The sequence below is a fragment of the Burkholderia sp. Bp8991 genome, assembly GCF_003853795.1.
In the GTDB taxonomy this organism is placed as follows: domain Bacteria; phylum Pseudomonadota; class Gammaproteobacteria; order Burkholderiales; family Burkholderiaceae; genus Burkholderia.
In genome coordinates this window covers 1-15,703 of the sequence record NZ_QTQJ01000060.1, presented here as the reverse complement: position 1 = coordinate 15,703, position 15,703 = coordinate 1, and the positions used below count along the sequence as shown (strand labels likewise).

The 15,703-nt window shown below is 67.0% G+C and carries 12 protein-coding genes; 9 read left to right on the top strand and 3 right to left on the bottom strand.

Features of this window, described 5'->3' with window-relative positions; genetic code table 11:
• From DIE02_RS34905 to galU, 3 genes are all read right to left on the bottom strand, one after another.
• Positions 1-585, bottom strand: a 585-nt coding sequence (locus tag DIE02_RS34905) for a WcaI family glycosyltransferase (protein ID WP_124489824.1), incomplete at its 3' end; no start/stop codon positions are given.
• A gap of 179 nt (positions 586-764) precedes the next feature.
• Entirely contained in the window at positions 765-1,346 is a 582-nt protein-coding gene (locus DIE02_RS34900; protein ID WP_124489823.1) for a phosphatase PAP2 family protein, read from the bottom strand.
• 100 nt (positions 1,347-1,446) lie between these two features.
• Positions 1,447-2,331 (bottom strand): UTP--glucose-1-phosphate uridylyltransferase GalU, encoded by an 885-nt coding sequence (gene galU / locus DIE02_RS34895; RefSeq protein WP_124489822.1) that lies wholly within the window; start codon positions 2,329-2,331, stop codon positions 1,447-1,449.
• A gap of 402 nt (positions 2,332-2,733) precedes the next feature.
• Between galU and DIE02_RS34890 the strand changes: the two genes are divergently transcribed.
• From DIE02_RS34890 to DIE02_RS34850, 9 genes are all read left to right on the top strand, one after another.
• Positions 2,734-2,931: a flagellar transcriptional regulator FlhD gene (locus DIE02_RS34890; protein ID WP_044846963.1), complete on the top strand. Its 198-nt coding sequence runs from the start codon at positions 2,734-2,736 to the stop codon at positions 2,929-2,931.
• Between the two features lie 724 nt (positions 2,932-3,655).
• The gene (locus tag DIE02_RS34885) at positions 3,656-3,889 is read left to right on the top strand and encodes a flagellar transcriptional regulator FlhD (RefSeq protein ID WP_124489821.1); all 234 of its coding nucleotides are present in this window, start codon (positions 3,656-3,658) and stop codon (positions 3,887-3,889) included.
• A 282-nt stretch (positions 3,890-4,171) separates the two neighbouring features.
• Positions 4,172-4,627, top strand: coding sequence for a cellulose biosynthesis protein BcsD (gene bcsD, locus DIE02_RS34880; protein WP_124489820.1), 456 nt, complete (start codon positions 4,172-4,174; stop codon positions 4,625-4,627).
• 45 nt (positions 4,628-4,672) lie between these two features.
• A complete protein-coding gene (gene bcsP / locus DIE02_RS34875) occupies positions 4,673-5,098 on the top strand; it encodes a cellulose biosynthesis protein BcsP (protein ID WP_124489819.1) in 426 nt (141 codons plus the stop codon).
• Positions 5,095-5,874, top strand: coding sequence for a cellulose biosynthesis protein BcsQ (gene bcsQ, locus DIE02_RS34870; protein ID WP_124489818.1), 780 nt, complete (start codon positions 5,095-5,097; stop codon positions 5,872-5,874). Before bcsP ends, bcsQ begins: the two co-directional genes overlap by 4 nt.
• Positions 5,823-8,048 (top strand): UDP-forming cellulose synthase catalytic subunit, encoded by a 2,226-nt coding sequence (bcsA, locus tag DIE02_RS34865; protein ID WP_124530290.1) that lies wholly within the window; start codon positions 5,823-5,825, stop codon positions 8,046-8,048. Before bcsQ ends, bcsA begins: the two co-directional genes overlap by 52 nt.
• A 15-nt stretch (positions 8,049-8,063) precedes the next feature.
• Positions 8,064-10,571 (top strand): cellulose biosynthesis cyclic di-GMP-binding regulatory protein BcsB, encoded by a 2,508-nt coding sequence (bcsB, locus tag DIE02_RS34860; protein ID WP_124524037.1) that lies wholly within the window; start codon positions 8,064-8,066, stop codon positions 10,569-10,571.
• 1 nt (position 10,572) lies between these two features.
• Positions 10,573-15,048 carry a cellulose synthase subunit BcsC-related outer membrane protein gene (locus tag DIE02_RS34855; RefSeq protein ID WP_124524035.1) on the top strand — a complete coding sequence of 1,492 codons (4,476 nt, stop codon included), beginning with the start codon at positions 10,573-10,575 and terminating at the stop codon, positions 15,046-15,048.
• 215 nt (positions 15,049-15,263) lie between these two features.
• The gene (locus tag DIE02_RS34850) at positions 15,264-15,497 is read left to right on the top strand and encodes a flagellar transcriptional regulator FlhD (protein WP_044846956.1); all 234 of its coding nucleotides are present in this window, start codon (positions 15,264-15,266) and stop codon (positions 15,495-15,497) included.
• Positions 15,498-15,703: the final 206 nt, after the last annotated feature.

Here is a 15,703-nt window from a genome sequence, read left to right as displayed (position 1 = left end):
CTTGTGCGGATGAATGCCCTTGCGCATCGCGTGCTGGATCATCTTCCCGGAAATCGTCGACACGGTATCGAAGCGTTTCAACAGCATGCGCTCGACCGCGAGCACGGTGCGCTTCAGCAACGAGCCCTTGAGCATGCCGAGGCTGAACGCTGCGTCGACCTCGTAGTCCTGGATGTGGATCCATGCGTGCGCACCGGTGATTCTTGCGACAACCCATCCGGCGGGCGCATTCAGCAGGCTCGGCGCGATGCAGATTACGACGTCCGGCCGCCACAGCGCGTGCCGAAGCATGACCGGGAGGCTGGATAGCGCGAAGCTCGCGAGGTGCGCGATGCGCCGCACGCCACTCGGCCGAGACGGAACCCAAAGGGGGGCACGCCAAAGCGCAACGCCATTTCGGTATTCGGTCGAGTAACGAAGAGCCGAGTACCCGCCCGTCACGCGCCATTCGGGGTAGTACGGCGGCGCGCTGACGACACGCACCGAGTGGCCTTTTGCGGAGAGCGTTTCCGCCATTTCCGCAGTGTATTTGCCGATGCCGGTCAGCTCGGGCGCATAGTTGATGCCGTAGACGAGGATCTTCATCGGCTCTCAGCGAGATGTGAAAAAATGGTGCAGTGCATTACACACGCATTGTGGGCAATGCAAATCGCGCGAGGCAGACAGAATATTGATCGGTACCGCCAATCATCTTTCGCGAACACGCGGTTTGCGAGCGCAATCGCTCTGTGCTTGCGCGTCATCAAATTCGGGCGTGCACGCGTTCAGAAAACGCGCGTGCAAAGGAACGGCGAATACGTCTCGATGGCAGCCTGAATCGGCGCGTGATGTCCGTAAGCGATGCCGGACACCACCAGCACGGAGCCGGCCGCAAGAGGGCGCAGCCACGGCGGCAGAATAGGCGCGTCCCTCCACCTCTTCAGCAACGTCACGGTGACGAGCACGCCGAGCATCCAGCCCGCGATTACTTCGGAAGCCGTATGTGCGTCATTGAGTACGCGCGCGACGCCAACCGTCGCCGCGAGCGCAAGCCCAGGCAACAGCGCAGCGCCCGTGCGAACGCTCCACCCGTCGTGCAGCGCCAGTAGGCACACCATCGGCCAGACGGTAGCGGCGAGCATCGCGTGACCGCTGATCACGCGAAAGTTGATCGAACGAATCTCCATCCCGCAGCCGGCATAAAGAATCTTGGTCAGTCCGACAAGCAGCATCCCGGAGGCAAGCAGCATGAGCCACGACAGCGCGATTCGCCAGCCATAGAGCGAGCGTGTGAGCCACGCGAAGCAGATGGCGGCGAGCGGCAACGTCATCGCCGCGTCACCCAGGTTGCCGATGGCGAGCCACATCCGGGATCCCCGCTGATCGAAACAGTCATGTCAAATGGACGCGGCGCGCAAAGGCAGCAACGCGCCGGGCGTCGTGCAGGTTCGGGATGCATGACCAGCGTCACACGACCAGCTGTTCCGACATCCGCGCAAGCAAATACCGCTCGAAGTCCGCCGCAACCTCAGGATGCCGCAGCGCGAACTCGATCGTCGCCTTCAGGTACCCGAGCTTGCTGCCGCAATCGAAGCGCGTGCCGTCGTAGCGGTACGCGAGCACCTGTTCATCGGTGAGCAGCGACTGGATCGCGTCGGTCAGTTGCAATTCGCCGCCCGCGCCGGGTTTGAGGCCGCGGAGATGCTCGAAGATCTTCGGTTTCAACACGTAACGGCCGACGACACCGAAGTTCGACGGCGCATTCGCCGGTTCGGGCTTCTCGACGATGCCGGACAGCTTGAAGAGATCGTCTTCCCAGCGCTTGCCGTCGATCACGCCATAGGATTTCGAATCTTCAGGAGCGATTTCCTCGACCCCGATGACCGACGCGTGATAGTGATCGAAGACGTCGATCATCTGGCGTAACACCGGCTTCGGGGCATCGAGCAAATCGTCGGCGAGGATCACCGCGAACGGATTGTCGCCGACGAGCTTCTCCGCGCACAGCACGGCATGACCGAGCCCGAGCGCTTCGGCCTGGCGCACGTAAAAGCAGTCGACATGGCTCGGCTTGATGCTGCGCACCAGCGACAGCAGCTTGTCCTTGCCGCGTGCCTCGAGCTCCGCCTCGATCTCGTACGACTTGTCGAAATGATCCTCGATCGCGCGCTTGCTGCGGCCGGTCACGAAGATCATCTCCGTGATGCCCGCTTCGATCGCTTCCTCGACCGCATACTGGATCAATGGTTTGTCCACAACCGGCAGCATTTCCTTGGGACTGGCCTTGGTGGCCGGCAGGAACCGCGTGCCCAGGCCGGCGACCGGAAAGACGGCTTTCGTCACTTTCAACATAGTGGTAATTCCATGGGTTCGGAATGAAGAGCAGACAACGTCGAGGTGCGATGTCGGTGTCCGGACGCAACAAGAGATTCGAAGTCGCACAGGACGCAATTGCCCGGCCGCGCACGTGCGATTCGGGAAATCCTAATGTGTTCGGAAATAAAGCGGCGACTGAATCTTGGACGAATCCGACAGGTTGATTGCGAAACCATACGTTGGCGCAAGAATTATTTTGAAACAGTGTGCAAATGGCCGGCTCGGCGTTATATAGCGGATGACGGCTGTCGTTTGTCGACAGGCGTTCGCTTGGTTGGGATACGGTTCGAAGCGAAAGCCCGGAACCCGGTCGGATTTTTGCAGATGCGAGTGTGTGCCGATGCATCGCGTTCACGGGCATGTCTTTAGGAGAGCGTGATGACGGAAGAGGATGATATTTGCCGGGCGTTGGGCGCACTCGATCCTGCCTATCTCGAACTGATGCAGCAGATGTTGAAGATCGATTGCGAGGTCGCGGCACGCGAGTTGGGCATCTCGAATCAGATCGCGTCACGGATCATCGCGCTGACGCCAACCGAGATCGAAGCGCTGGTCGGCCGCGGATCGCAGCCGTAGCTGGCAACGCTGGCGTCGTCTCGTCGCAACACCTGCTGGCAAATGTGCGGGCCGGATTGCGATGGTGGCCCCGCTGCCGGGAGCCGTCGAGTTTCCGGCATGCGTGGACGAAAACGCGCCACGGTCCCGCCATATGCGAAGGAAGAAAAAGAACCGAACGAAATATATTTAGCGTTGAAACGCAATTGCCAAACAGAAGGGCGAAAGTGGAGTCACCATGACGCATTCGACCATAGACACCATGACGATATCCGAACAACGGCAGCGCACCGGCTGGGCCGGTGTCTGGCTTCCATGCACCGATCCTCCCGCGCAACCGATGTGGTGTGAGGGCCGATGGCCGGGACATCCATACGGCTTTCCCGTGTATTGGGACGGTACCAAATGGTGCAGCAAGATTTTCGGCGCCCGCGGGGATTTCTGGCGCGAGCGCGTGATACGGGCTGCATAGCAGGCATCTGACGGCGGCGCTGCGCGTTCCGGCAAGCATTTGGGTGGGCCGGCGATCTTCACGCGACTTTGCCGAACCGCATGTCGCCGGTCCGTCGTGTCGTGCATTCACGAACGGAAATACGGGCAACCCGCGAGGTGGCGGATTACCGCTAGGTTTTGTCCGCTCGTCGCCGTGCGCGACACGTAGAGTGCGGGGCCGAAACTCCGCGTATTGCCAATACGCGCCCTGCGGCCGGCTGAATGCAATCACCGTCCAAAATCAGGAACGCCCATGCCCGAACAGGACGACATCTTCGACGCGATTGCGGAATTCAACCGTTCGTATCTGACGCTTGCCCAGCGCTTGCTGCAAGCGGATCGCGAAGCGGCGAAACAACAACTGGGCATGTCGGACGAGACGGCTGCGATCGTCGCCGAATTGACGCCGGCACAGATCGACGAACTCGCCGAGCGTCGCGAACTGTTCTGCGAATTCCGCGCGGAATCCTCGCCCGGCCGGGCCTGATACGGCAACCTTTCCAACGTTTCATGCGTCGCGCCACGCACGAGCCCGGCCGTGTATTGGGTGCATGGCCGCGCGACCGATCGCAGCCCGGCTGCCGCCGAGGCCGCTCCCGTCAATTGTCGGCGGTGGCCGATAGTTTGGCGTTTTTCGGCTAGATGTCGAATCCCATTCGTCTAATTGGATTCGCTACGATGCGCAAAAACGCTGTTGCCACGATGTCCGCACGCGAAGCACACGATGCGGCCACGCCGATAATTGTCTTTCACCGGGGATTCGTCGTCCATGCAGGGAATGTTGGAGCATCTACTCGAGCGCCAAGTATCGATCCAATGGCGCGGCTTCCTGGAGGCATTGGCCGGTGAATTCACCGATCAGCTCGATCGGGACGAGCTGAGGCAATTGATGGCGCGCATCGGCATGCGCTTCGCAACCGCGCATCCACTTGGCCCTTGCGAGTCGACGGACGATCTCGCGGATGCATTGAATGCCCGCTGGCGCGACATCCAGTGGGGTTACGCCGAACTGTCCGACGAGCACGATTTCCTGCGCATCGTTCATTACGCCGCGCCGTTGCGCGCGTTCGGCGACGGCTGTCTCGCATGGTCTTCCGCCTTCCTCGAAGGCGCGTATCAGGGCTGGTTCGACAGTGTCGGCGCGACCGGTTTGCGCGTGACGCAGGACGTCGCGCCGCCGGACGATTCGCGGATCGAGCTGCGTGTTGCGCGCGCAAAGAACTGAGCGACCGGGCCGACCGGAACTTCCGCGACAACCAATGGGCACGCTATGTCGACTTCACGGGATATCGAATCGTTGTTCAAGCGTTTTGGCGGCGATGCCGGACGCTATCACGAAGTACGTGCGGAAGCGGATGCCGAAGTGGCCCGCGCGCGTTGGCCGCTGCTCGGCGGTGTCGAATTGCGCGCGAGCGCGTCGCAGGGGCAGCCGGGCGCAGGGTCGCCGGACAGCGCGGATAGCCTGCGCAAAATCGTACTGGCCGACACGCGTGCGTTGCCTGCGTCCGCGCAGGATAACGGCGGGCGGGAACCAGCATCCGGCACGCTGAAGAAGCTGGTCGGCAGGCCGGCGGCATCGGATGGCACGGACACGCAAGGTCCGTCACAGCCGCTGGTTCGGTTGTTCGAGCGGCTGCGCACGGAGCCGACGGGAGAGGCGCCGAAGAAGCCATCGGTGTGGACCGGCCGCTCATGAAAATCGTCGCGATCGCTTCGGCAAAGGGCGGCGTCGGCAAGACGACGCTGGCGGCGAATCTCGCGGCCGTGTTGGCGGCGTCGCGGCGCCGGCGCGTGAGCGTGGTGGATCTCGATCCGCAGAATGCGCTGAAGCTGCATTTCGGCGTGCCGCTCGACATGACCGACGGGCTCGCCCATGCCGCGCTCGACAGGCTGAACTGGCCGGCCGTGGTCGTCGACGGGATCACGGTGTTTCCGTTCGGCCTGGTCAGCGAAACGGATCAACGCCGCTTCGAGCGGCTGCTCGACCGCGATCCATCGTGGCTCGCGCACGGGCTTGCCGCGCTCGGGCTCGGCGACGACGACATCGTGATCATCGATACGCCGCCGGGCACCTCGGTATACATGCGCGCCGCGCTGACGGCCGCGCATTTCGTGCTCAAGGTCGTGCTGGCCGATGCGGCCTCGTACGCAACGATTCCGCAGATGCGGCGGATGCTCGACGCGTATGCCGCGAGCCGCGCGGATTTCGTGGGCGACGGCTACGTGGTCAATCAGGTCGATCAGTCGCGCGAGCTGGGCCGCGATGTGCTGCGCGTGCTGTGCGACAGCCTCGGCGCGGCCCGGTTCGGCGGCGTGATTCACCGCGATGAAGGAGTCGCGGAATCGCTCGCGTCCCGGACGACCGTGAATCGCTACGACCCGCGTTCGCAGGCCGCCGCCGATCTGAACGCGTGCGGTGCATGGCTCGAGCGCGTGCTCGATCGGCGCGACACCGCGCGGAGCATCGCTTGAGCGCCCGCGGGGAGGTCGCGCGGCCGTCGGCGGTCGACCGGTTCGTCGATGCATTGCCCGGGAGCGGCTGGTTCGTCGCGCTGCCGGTGGCCGCATGCACGCTGCTGGCGCTGTATTTCGTGTGGACGGTGCCGCTCGACGCGATCGGGCAGCTCGTGTTCGCCACCTGCTGCATCGCCTGTTCGCTGGTGGTCCGTCGCCTGGGCGGACGCTATGCGACGCTCGTCATGATCGTGCTGTCGGTGGTGGCCACCGGCCGGTACATGTATTGGAGATTGTCCGGCACGCTGGTGTGGTCGCATCCGCTCGACGCGGTGTGGGGCACGCTGCTCGCGGCGGCCGAAATCTATGCGGCGGCGGTGCTGATTCTCGGCTACTTCCAGACCGCGTGGCCGCTCGGGCGCAAGCCGCTGCCGTTGCCCGCGTCGCGTGCGCATTGGCCGAGCGTCGACGTGTTCATTCCGACGTACAACGAACCGTTGAGCGTCGTCAAGCCGACCATCTACGCGGCGCTCGCGCTGGATTACCCGGCCGACAAGCTGTCGATCCACGTGCTGGACGACGGACGTCGCCAGGAATTCCGCGCGTTCTGCGAGTCGGTCGGCGTGCACTGGACGATTCGCGATCACAATCGCCATGCCAAGGCCGGCAACCTCAACGAAGCGTTGAAGATCACCGACGGCGAATACATCGCGATCTTCGATTGCGATCATGTGCCGACGCGCTCGTTCCTGCAGATCTGTCTAGGCTGGTTCATTCGGGATCCGAAGCTGTCGATGCTGCAGACGCCGCATCACTTCTTTTCGCCGGACCCGTTCGAGCGCAACCTCGGCATTTTCAGAAAGGTGCCGAACGAAGGCGAACTGTTCTACGGACTGGTGCAGGACGGCAACGATCTCTGGAACGCGACGTTTTTCTGCGGATCGTGCGCGCTGATGCGCCGCTCGATGGTGGAGGAGATCGGCGGCATCGCGACGGAGACGGTGACCGAGGATGCGCACACCGCGCTCAAGCTGCATCGCCGCGGCTATACGACGGCCTATCTTGCGATACCGCAGGCGGCGGGGCTGGCCACCGAGAGCCTGACCGGGCACATCGGCCAGCGCATCCGCTGGGCGCGCGGCATGACGCAGATATTCCGCATCGACAACCCGCTGTTCGGGCGCGGACTGACGCTGAGCCAGCGGCTGTGCTACCTGAACGCGATGATGCATTTTTTCTACGGGATCCCGCGGCTCGTGTTCCTGACCGCACCGCTGTCGTTCCTGTTCTTCGACGCACATGTGATCCATGCCCCGGCCACGATGCTTGCGCTCTATGCGCTGCCCCACGTCATCCATGCAAACGTGACGAACTCGCGGATGCAGGGCCGCTTCCGGCATTCGTTCTGGGCCGAAGTCTACGAAGCCGTGCTCGCGTCGTACATCGCGCTGCCGACGATGCTTGCGCTGATCAATCCCCGGCTGGGCAAGTTCAACGTGACGGCCAAGGGCGGACGCATCGACCGCGGCTACTTCGACTGGGCGGTGTCGAAACCGTATCTGAGCCTGGTGGTCCTGAACGCGATCGGCCTCGCGGTGGGCGTCCTGAACCTGTCGCTCAACCGTCATGTCGGCAGCGAAGTCCAGACGACGGCGTTCAACCTGGCATGGACGACCTACAACATCCTGATTCTGGGGCTCGCCGTCGCGGCGGCGAACGAGCGCCGGCAGGTACGCGTGTCCCATCGTGTCGCGGCGCGGATTCCGGTCATGCTGCGCTTCGCGAATGGCCGGACGCTGGCATGCGAAACGCGTGACTACTCGGAGGGCGGGATCGGCGTGGCAGTCCCCGACGATGCGCGCATTCCGCGTGGCGAACCGGTGACGGTATCGCTGTTTCGCGGTGTCGAAGAGTACGCATTTCCCGCGACGGTCGAATACGTCGAACCGGAGCGCGTCGGCATCCGGTTCGAGAGCCTGTCGCAGCAGCAGGAGTTCGATCTCGTCAGTTCGACCTTTGCCCGAGCCGACGCATGGATCGACTGGACGGACGGCCGCCGTCCCGATTCGCCGCTGCGTGCGTTCCTGCATCTGTTGAAGGTCGGCGTGCAGGGCTTGCTTCGCCTGATCGCACGCCTGTACGCGGACCTGCGCGTGTACGCGCGTGGCGGCCGCAGCAACGAAAAAAAATAGCATGAGGCGGAAAGAATGACGTGGGCGTCGCGACAGCGCGGCAGCACGCGCCGCAAGGCGTGCATTTCGCAGGGCGCGGTTGTCGCGGTTCCTGCACGTGTCGGCCGGTATGCGCGCGTGTCGCGCAGGATGGTGTCGCTACTGCTCTGGGCAATGGCGAGCGGCATCGCATCGGGCAGCTGGGCCGCGGCCGCCGGGATGCAGGCACCCGGCGCAATGCGGGCGGCGGATGGCGCGATGTCGTCGGGCGATGCGGCGCCGCCGTCGCCGGCCATAGTCGTCGGGCCCGACACCGCGCGCCCCGCGCCGCTCGCCGAACCGGTGCCGGCGGCCGACGCCGCGCGTCGCCGCTTCGGTATGCTGCCGACCACGGCCGAGCCCGGCACGCTCGTGCCCGGCGGCCGGCGCCAGGCATTGACGTTCGCGGATCTCGGGGCACGCGATCCGCTGCAGCTGCGGGGCACCGACGGCCAGAACGGCATCGCGTTCTCCGTCCGTCGCGACGAGGTCGTCATGGGCGCGACGCTGCATCTGGTCTACAGCTACTCGCCCGCGCTTCTGCCGGATCTGTCGCAGCTCAAGGTGCTGATCAACGGCGAAGTGGCGGCGACGCTGCCGTTGCCGGCCGCTCAAGCCGGCATGACGGTTGCGCGCGACGTGTCGATCGATCCGCGCTTCGTCACCGAGTACAACCATCTGAACGTTCAGTTGATCGGTCATTACACGAAAGACTGCGAGGATCCCGCCAACTCGTCGCTGTGGGCGACGGTGAGCAACGCGAGCCGGCTCGAGCTGACCTACGCGGCGTTGCCGGAGCGGCCGGAACTCGGCGTCCTGCCCGCGCCGTTCTTCGATTCGCGGGACGTCCGGCGGCTCGAGCTGCCGTTCGCATTCGCCGCGCGAGCGCCGCGGGAGACGCTGGAAGCGGCGGGCATCGTCGCGTCGTGGTTCGGCGCGCTGGCCTCGTATCGCGGCGCGCGGTTTCCGGCCCGCCCCGGCGGCCTGCCTGAATCGGGCAATGCGGTGGTATTCGCGACGGCCGACGATCGTCTGGACGGTGTGACGCTGCCGGCGATCGACGGACCGACGCTGGCCGTCGTCGAGCGGCAGGCGCCGGCTCACGGCCAGCTGCTGCTGGTGCTCGGTCGCACGCCGGACGAAGTGAAGGTCGCCGCGCTCACGCTCGTGCTCGGCAGCAAGACGCTCGCGGGTACGCATGCCACGGTGAGCCGGCTCGAGAACGTCGCGCCGCGCGTGCCGTACGACGCGCCGAACTGGCTGTCGTCGACGCACCCGGTGCGGCTCGGCGAACTGGCCGAGGGGCGCGCGCTCAGCGTGTCCGGCTACGACGCGGGCGCCGTCCGGATCGATCTGCGCGTCGCCCCCGATCTGTTCACCTGGGATACGCGCGGCGCGCCGATCGACCTGCGTTATCGCTACACGCCGACGCTGCGCGCGGACCGTTCGTCGCTCAACCTGAGCGTCGGCGACACGTTCGTGAAGGCGCTGCCGATCCCGGCACGGGAAACGTCGCGCTGGAGCCTGAGCCGCTACCTGCCGTTCGTCGCCAACGGTATCGACCGCGCGACGCTGCACGTGCCGCCGCTGCTGCTCACGCCGCGCACGCCGTTGCAGCTGCACTTCTTCTACGAGATCCCGGACATGGGCCGATGCACGGGGCGGCTGCTGCAGAACGTCGCGGGTTCGATCGACCCGGACTCGACGATCGACGTGTCGTCGTTTCCGCACTACAAGGCGCTGCCCGACCTCGCCGCGTTTGCGAACAGCGGCTTTCCGTTCACGCGGATGGCCGACCTGTCGGACACGGCCGTCGTGCTGCCCGCCGAGCCGGGCGCGGACGTCTACGGCCTGTACCTGCTCGCGATGGGACGCATGGGCGTGTCGACGGGCTATCCGGTCAGCGGTGTGACGGTGACGGACGCCGCCGGTGTCGGCGCGTTCGCGTCCAAGGATCTGCTGATTCTCGGCGCGCCGGACACCCAGCCGCTGCTGACCCGCTGGGCGGCGCGCATGCCGTTCGGCACCGATCGCGACAGCGGCCTGTTCGGTGGCCGGTTCGGTGGCCTGTTCGGCGGCGCCGAGGCGGCGCCGTCGCCTGGCGCCGAGCGCGAACGCGTGCGCGCCGGCCTGTCGATCGTCTCGGACGGCACGCGCGCGCTGATCGCCGGCTTCGAGTCGCCGTTGCGCAAGACGCGCAGCGCCGTCGCGTTGATCAGCGCGAGCGGGCAGGCGGACGAGGCGCTCGGCCGCGCACTGCTCGACGACGACATGCTCACGTCGGTCCAGGGCGCGATGGTCGTGATTCGCGATCGCACCGTCACGGTGACGTCGAACGAAACGTCGTATCACGTCGGTGCGCTGCCGCCGCTCACTTACCTGCGCTGGTTTCTGTCGGGGCGTCCGCTGCTGCTTGCGCTGTTCAGCGTGCTGGCCGCGTTCGTCGCGGCGGCGCTCTTCTATCGTCTGCTGCGTGCGCGTGCGGCGCGCCGGCTGAAGGAGTGACATGCGAAACCGACGGTTACGCGGGCTCGGCGCCGCCCGCGCGGGCGGTATCGCGAGTCTGCTGCTCGCGCTGACACTGCCGCACGCGGCGGCGGCCGGCAGCGACCCGCTGAAGGTACTCGTCGATCAGGGGCGATACTGGCAGGCGCATGGCCGGGGCGACCTCGCGGCACAGGCCTGGAAGAAGGTGCTGGGCGTCGATCCGAATCAGCCCGACGCGCTGTTCGGCATGGGCATGGTGCTCGCCGATCGCAAGGACGTCGACGGTGCGCGCCGCTACCTGGAACAGTTGCGCCGGATCGCGCCCGGCTTCGCGCGGACCGACGAGCTGGGCCAGCGTCTGGGCGAGACGAGCGTGCGCGATGGCGAGATCAGCGACGCGCGCCGCCTCGCGCAGACGGGGCAGAGCGCGCTGGCCGCGCAACAGTATCAGCGCGCGCTGCAAGGCGCGCCGTCGTCGCCCGCGCTGCAGCTCGAGTACTTCCACGCGCTCGCGGCGACGCCGAGCGGATGGGCCGAAGCCCGCCGCGGCCTGGAGCGTCTCGCGCGTGACAACCCCGACGATCCGCGCTACGCACTCGCGTATGCGCAGCACCTGACCTATCGCGACGCGACGCGCCGCGACGGCATCGCGCGGCTCGAGTCGTTGTCCGCCGACGCGAAAGTCGGGAAGGCGGCGCGCGAGAGCTGGCGCCAGGCGCTGCTCTGGCTCGCGGCCAGGCCGTCGGATCAGGCGCGCTACCTCGCCTATCTGAAGGTGGTGCCCGACGATCCGCCGGTCAAGGCGCGCTACGACAGCATGGTGCGACAGGACCAAACCGCGCGCGAGGGCGATCAACGCAGCGCCTCGAACGAAGCGCGCGGCCACGCGATCGAGGATGGCTTTGCGGCACTCGAACGCGGCGATCTGGACACGGCGCGCGCCCGCTTCAATGCCGTGCTCGCCACGTCGCCGAACGACAGCGACGCGCTGGGCGGCCGCGGCATCGTCGAGCTGAAGCAGGAGCACTTCGCGCAGGCACGCAGCGATCTGGAGCGCGCGTCGCGAGGCGGGAATGCGGCGCGCTGGCGCTCGGCGCTCGGCAGTGCGACGTACTGGTCGTACACGAGCGAGGCGCTCGGTGCGCAAAGCAACGGCGACTTCGCGCGAGCGAAGGCGCTGTTCGAACGCGCGATTCTTGCGGATCCGTCGAACGTCACCGCGCAGGTGATGCTCGGCGACGCGCTGCTGGAGAATCGCGATGCGCGCGGCGCCGAGCAGGCGTACCGGATGGCGCTGCGGCGTCAGTCCGACAACCCGGACGCGATACGCGGTCTGGTCGGCGCGCTGGCCGCGCAGGGGCGCGGCGACGAAGCGTTGCAGTTCGCGACGCAACTGAGCGCCGAGCAGCAGTCGAAGGCCGGCGGCCTCGACCGGTTGCGTCGTACGGCCGAGGCCGCGCAGGCGCGGCAAGCCGAAGCGCGCGGCGATCTGGGCACAGCGCGCAGCCTGTTCGAGGACGCGCTTGCCGGCAATCCGGACGATCCGTGGCTGCGGCTGGATCTGGCGCGCGTGTACGTGCGGCAAGGCGCGATCGCGTCGGCGCGCAGCATGATGGACGGATTACTGGCCGAACGGCCCGACATGACCGACGCACTCTATGCCGGCGCGCTGCTGGCCGAGCAGACGCAAGACTGGAGCCTCGGGCTGCAGCGGCTGGAGCGCATCGCGCCCGCGCAACGCACGGCGGCGATGACGACGTTGCAGCACCGCCTCTGGGTGGGCCAGCAGGTTGCACTCGCGACACGGCTGGTGCGCGAAGGCCGCCGCGCGCAGGCGCTCGGGGTGCTGCACGACGCGGAGGGGATCGGCCAGTCGGTGCCGGGACTCGCGGCGCAGTTGTCGGCGGGCTATGCGGCGGCCGGCGACACGTCGCGTGCGCTCTGGATCGTGCAGCGTGCGCTGGCCCGCGAGCCGGACAACGCCGATTTGCTGCTGCAGTACGCGCGGACGCTGCTGACCGTGCGCAACGATGCGCTGCTGAGCGACGCGATGCGCCGGCTTGCCGCGCTGCCGCTGTCGCCCGCGCAGCGCGGCGACTTCGAACGCCTGAACCTCGAGATCGTCGTGCGTCAGGCCGATGCGGTGCGCCAGGCCGGCGACCTCGCCGGCGGCTACGCCGTCATCGCGCCGTGGCTGGCCGCGATGCCGGACAGTCCCGAACTCCAGGCCGCGCTCGCGCGGCTGTACACGTCGGCCGGCGACGCGCCGAACGCGCTGAAATGCTATCGGGTCGCGCTGGCCCGCCGGCCCGACGATACGGGCTTGCTGGTCGCGGCGATCTACGCGGCGAGCAGCGCGAAGGCATGGCGCGACGGTGAAGCGTTCGCGGCCACGGCGCTGCGTATCGCGCCCGACGACCCGGGCTTGCTTGCCGCGACCGGCCGGCTGTATCGCGCGGAGGGGAATCTTTCGCTCGCCGCGCAGTATCTGCAGCGTTCGCTGCTGGCCGCCAATACGCCGCCGCCGGGCAGCAAGACGGCGCCATCGAACGTGCCGCGCGGCTGGGAAGACGCGATGCGGCGCATCGGCGCGAACCCGCTGCCCGGTACCAATCCGTTCGAAGGCAAGACCGCCGTCGATGTCGGTCATCCGTCGACCGGCTTCGGGGCCGCGGTATCGCCGCTGCCGGGCGTGCCTTCCTGGTCCACCCCGTCTTCTTCCGCTCCGACCGTGCCCTATACGATGCCTCCCGCGCCGCCCGCGACCTACGTCACCCCGTCCGCCGTGCCGGCAGCGCGCATGGTGCCGCCCGCCATGTCGCCGCAGGCGGTCACGCCCGATCCCGGCGATCCCGGCGGCTATGGCCCGGCGGCCGCCGGCGCGGGCGAGTCGGGCGGGCCCGCGACCGCGCGGCGCTATCAGTCCTACCAGTCCTATCAGCCCTATCGGGAGCCTGCCGCGGACGTACCGCCGGCGGGGGCGTCCGCGGGATGCGTGGCGCAGTCCGATCCGAACGACGACTGTGCCGGCTACGTCGCCACGCCGTGGCCGATGTCGCCCGCGTCGCGGGCCGCGGCGGCGACCGGTTCGCCGGCGGCCGCGTCGGGCGCGAGGCCGGCCCGGCCGGCCCGCGGCGGGACGAAGGTCGCCGCGGCGCGCGCGCCCGTTCTTGCATCGGCCTACGGGCAGGCCGATGCGCCGCCTCGCTATATCCCGCAGCCGCCGGCCGGCTATGCGGGAAGCGAGGCCGTGGCCCGTGCGCCGCAGCGGGACGTGGGCGCCAACGCTCAGATGCTCGACGTCGCGTCGGAACTGGCCCAGGTGAACAGCGAGCAGGCCAGCACGGCCTCGGGCGGCATCGTGTTCCGAAACCGGACGGGCGAGGCGGGGCTGTCCGGCCTCACCGACATCGAGGCGCCGCTGGAAGGGCGTATCAAGGCAGGCAACGGTCACGTCGTCGTGACCGCCACGCCGGTCATGCTCGACGGCGGCAACTCGGCCACCGACGTGCCGACCCTCGCCCGGTTCGGCGCGGGGCTCTCGAGGTCGGCCGGCGGCGGCTCGCCGGGTTCCGAAACGGCGAGCGGCGTCGGTCTTTCCCTGGGTTACGAAGGCAAGCAATTGAAGGCCGACATCGGCGCGACGCCGGTCGGGTTTCCGTACCAGGATGTGGTCGGCGGCGTGCGCTTCAATGGTGCGATCACCGATCGGGCGGCCTACTCGCTGGCCGTCACGCGTCGCGCGGTGACCGACAGCTTGCTGTCGTTCGCGGGCGCACGCGATGCGAGTGCCGGCCTCAAGTGGGGCGGCGTGACGCGCAGCGGCGCGCGCGGCGCGCTGAGCTGGGACGACGGCACCAGCGGCGCGTACGTCGCGGGCGCGTTCGACTATTACGACGGCCATCACGTCGAACGCAACTTCGCCGGCAAGGGCAGCGGCGGCGCCTATACGCGCCTGCTGCGCGACGCCGACCGGACGCTCACCGTGGGCGTCAATGCGACGTGGATGCGCTTCAGCAAGAACCAGTCGTATTTCACGTACGGCCAGGGCGGCTATTTCAGTCCGCAGCAATACGTGATCCTGAATATACCGGTCGAGTACGCGGGACGAACGGGCGCGTTTGCGTACGACTTGAGCGGTTCGTTCGGCGTGCAGCATTACCGGCAGAACGCGGTGCCGTATTTCCCGCTCGATTCCGGCATGCAGGCGCAAGCGGCCGCGAATGCCGCCGCCAGCCAGGCGGTAGGGCTGGACGCGGGGGCCGTGTATCCCGCGCGCAGCAAGACGGGCATCGCGTATTCGCTCGCCGCGCGCGGCGAATACCAGGTCGCGCCGCAGCTGGCCGTCGGTGGAGCCGCTTCGTTCGGCAATGCGTATCAGTACCGCGAGTGGACGGCAGCCGTCTATCTCCGTTACAGCTTTACGCCGCAAGGCGGCCTGCAGGCGTTCCCGCCGCGCGCGTTCACGTCGCCGTATCTCGCCGACGCCGACTGAACGGATCCGCATCGCGCCGTGGCGATGCCGCGCGAATCGACGTGCACGCCACGGTACGCGCGCCTGCGCGCGCTGGCGGATCCGTTCAGAGCTTTGTCGGTCCGGCGCTGCGTTCGCGACGTACAGTGTGTCATCGAAAATCCGGCGAGTGCCGAACCACCGGGTCGAAGCGAATCGACCGGCAAAGCACACGCGCTGGCCCTTCAAGACCGACCATGGCCGAACAACACGACATTTCCGATGCGATCGCGGAATTCAATCGATCGTATCTCATGCTTGCGAAGTGGCTGCTCCTCGTCAACCGGAGCGAGGCCACACGACAACTCGGCGTCTCGGAAATGACGGCATCGCGCATCGCATCGCTGACACTGGCTCAGATCGACCACCTCGCCACGCGCGGCAAGCTGTTTTGCGAGTTTCGCGACGAGTTCGCGCCAGGCTGTGCGTGAATTCGTCGTGCGACGGTTCGCCATGACATCGGGACGGCTTAGTCGTCAGGACGCAGGGACGTACGCGCGCCGTGACGGCATCCTGAATCCGAACGCAGTGCGCGATCACGCAACGGTCCGACTGCTTCGTGCACGCAACCCAGAGAGAATCGATGATCTCCCAATCCATCTTCAAGGCATATGACATTCGCGGTGTGGTCGGCAAG